Raw genomic sequence first — 2,454 nt, 5'->3', positions numbered from 1 at the left:
ACCACCAAAGGGGCGAGAACTCCCACCCCGGGAGCACTCGCCCCTTTCGGCATTTTAGACCCGTTCACGGGCGCCACAGATGCGAATGTCGCGGCCTCTGGCCGACGCAAGCGGACGCGATCGATCCGCGGCCACGGCAAGCGCACGCTGCCGAGGTGTCGCGACCCCGCTGATCAACCGGGCCGGCCTCTGTCCCTGGCGTGGCGGGCACCCGTGACGTCGGCGAGCTCGTCCACCTCCCACCCGACGTCCCGGCTGGGCGCTGCCGGCGACGTGGGATCGGGTCCGGGACCACTCGCCGGCTGGGTCGTGGCGCGGGATCCGGCGGGCCATCTCGCGGGGTTCGTGGACGTGGCCGGGGACGGCGGCATGCACGCGTCCCTGCTCGACACGACCGTGGCGCCGGAGCACCGGCACGGCGGCGTCGCGACCGCACTGGGCGACCGTGCCGTCACCGGCGCTCGAGACGCCGGATGCGACTGGCTCCACGTGGACGTCGTCGAGCCCTCGCCCGCGCCCTACCTCGACGCGTGCGGCCTCTCGACCGCGGCGGGGCTGCTGCGACTCCGATGACGGCTCTGCAGGCGGCACGCCTGTCGGTCAGCTCCTGTCGGGCGCCCGCCAGGGGTGGGCCCACAGCGACCGCGGGCGTTGTCCCTGGCCGGTCGCGACCACCGACAGCGGTCGACTCGCGCCGGGGAGGGGTGGCGACCGGTGGGAGCAGCGATCGGAGCTCCGCGCGGCCTCGGCGACCGTGGAATGTCTCGAGCCGTGAGCCTGAGCGCGGTGCTCACCGAGTTCGGACTGATGGCCGTGTTCACGCTCTTCTGGGCGAGGTGGGCGGGTGCTCTCCGGGTCGGTGGTGTCCGTCGTGCCCGGTGTCCTCCTCGCCGGGATCGGGCTGCTGTTCCCGGTGCGGCGGGGTGCAATGGCTCCACGGGAACGGACCGAAGCGTGGCCGTGGGGGGCCGCGCATCCTGCTGATCGCCTCGGCGGTCGAGATCGTCGCGGTCGTCCTACTGCGGACCGTCGACCGGAGCTCATCCAGCCCGCCATCGCTGTGATCGTCGGCCTCCACGTCCTCGTCTTCCAGGCCGACGTGCGGACCCGGCACCAGAGACACGTCGTCACGGCCGGTGCCGGCGTGCCGACAGGGCTCCCCGGCCTGGGGGACGTCGCGGGCGGCGCCGCAGCGGGTGTCGTTGCCCGGCCTCGTGGGCGTCGGCATGACGTCGGTGACCACCAGCCACGGCGTCCGCTTCCTGCGAGGCCTGCGCGTCTGAAGAACGTCGTCCGCGCTCGTCGGTGCTGGGGGTCGGCCGTCCGTGCCTCCCAGGCGTCCTGATCGACGACCAGGTCGTCCGGACGCCCCGCTCCGGCGTGTCCAAGTCCCCGGAGCGCTCCGAACGGTCGGCCTCGCCGGTTCGCCGTGGTTGGGGTCGGGGCCCGGTGCGCTGAGCGTCTCCGGGCCCCGGCGGCTTCGTGTCCCGGTCCGTGTCCCGGTCCGTCGTGGCGCGCCGTCCACGGAGGCGGTCCTCGACGGGAGGGCTCGCTACCCTCGTCCCGTGACCGCCGCAGCATCGTCTCCCGACCCGGGTAGGGGTGGCGCGGAGACCTGGGCGCAGGCGACGCCGGCCGAGGTGCGCGCGGTGCTCGCCCCGGAGAGCGCGGTGGAGTTCGACCGTCAGTGGCGCGCAGCGCTCGCCCAGGCCGCCGACACCTACGACCTCGCCGTCGTGCACCGCTGCCTCGAGGCCTGGCGCCGCGTCGCTCGCGTGACGGTCGCGGCGGGCGGCGCCGCCGGCTACCGAGCCGTGCTCGAGGCCGCTGCGGCCGCGAAGAGCGGCGGACCGCACCCGTCCCGAGCTCCGTGGCGTGAGGTCCGGACGGGCCTCGGGCTCTAGGTGGCGTACGAGGTCGACGTCGCCTCGGTACGAGACGTGCTCGAGGTCCTGCCCCGGGACGCCCTGGTGGCCCTGGCCGCCGTGATCGACCTCCTCGAGCTCACGCCGTGGGCGGGCGACCCCCTCGTCGACCGCAACCCGGACGGCGCCGTCCGCACCATGGCCTTCGGCGCCACCGGGCTCGTCACGTACGTCGTCGTCGAGCACCTGGGGCGCGTCGACCTCCTCCAGGTGCACTGGGTCGGTTGAGCGGACGGCGGGTCGGCGGGGGCGCCGGCACCGCCGGTGGGGCGGTGAGGTGGTTGCCGCGCGCGGGGCCGAGGGTCGCGACCTGCGGCGTTGCACATCCCCACCCCCCGGTGCAGGGCCCGGAGATCGCCCGTGTACTGTTTCCCGTGTCGCCAGGACAGAGAGGTTGATCCCGGTCCGGTCGACGCAGTAAGATAGGAAGGTCGCCCTCCGGACGGCCCGCTCAGCGAGCAGGTCAGTACGGCGGTGTGGTTGTCCTTTGAGAACTCAACAGTGTGCTGAATGTTTGGTGTGTTTGTCC

General features: G+C 73.7%; 4 protein-coding genes. 3 read left to right on the top strand and 1 reads right to left on the bottom strand.

Going from position 1 to position 2,454, the window contains the following annotated elements; all coding sequences use genetic code 11:
- Positions 1-213: 213 nt before the first annotated feature.
- Entirely contained in the window at positions 214-573 is a 360-nt protein-coding gene (locus tag PH190_RS30540) for a GNAT family N-acetyltransferase (RefSeq protein ID WP_337993870.1), read from the top strand.
- A gap of 244 nt (positions 574-817) precedes the next feature.
- Here PH190_RS30540 and PH190_RS30535 read toward each other — a convergent pair whose 3' ends face one another.
- Positions 818-1,243: a hypothetical protein gene (locus tag PH190_RS30535; RefSeq protein ID WP_274235312.1), complete on the bottom strand. Its 426-nt coding sequence runs from the start codon at positions 1,241-1,243 to the stop codon at positions 818-820.
- 322 nt (positions 1,244-1,565) lie between these two features.
- Between PH190_RS30535 and PH190_RS30530 the strand changes: the two genes are divergently transcribed.
- Complete coding sequence (locus PH190_RS30530) at positions 1,566-1,904, top strand: DUF6247 family protein (protein WP_274235311.1); 339 nt, start codon at positions 1,566-1,568, stop codon at positions 1,902-1,904.
- Entirely contained in the window at positions 1,905-2,153 is a 249-nt protein-coding gene (locus PH190_RS30525; RefSeq protein WP_274235310.1) for a hypothetical protein, read from the top strand.
- Positions 2,154-2,454: the final 301 nt, after the last annotated feature.

Source organism: Actinomycetospora straminea (assembly GCF_028737255.1).
Classification (GTDB): Bacteria; Actinomycetota; Actinomycetes; order Mycobacteriales; family Pseudonocardiaceae; genus Actinomycetospora; species Actinomycetospora straminea.
The sequence above is the reverse complement of the archived record's forward strand: the minus strand, read 5'-3'. Positions and strand labels throughout refer to the sequence as shown.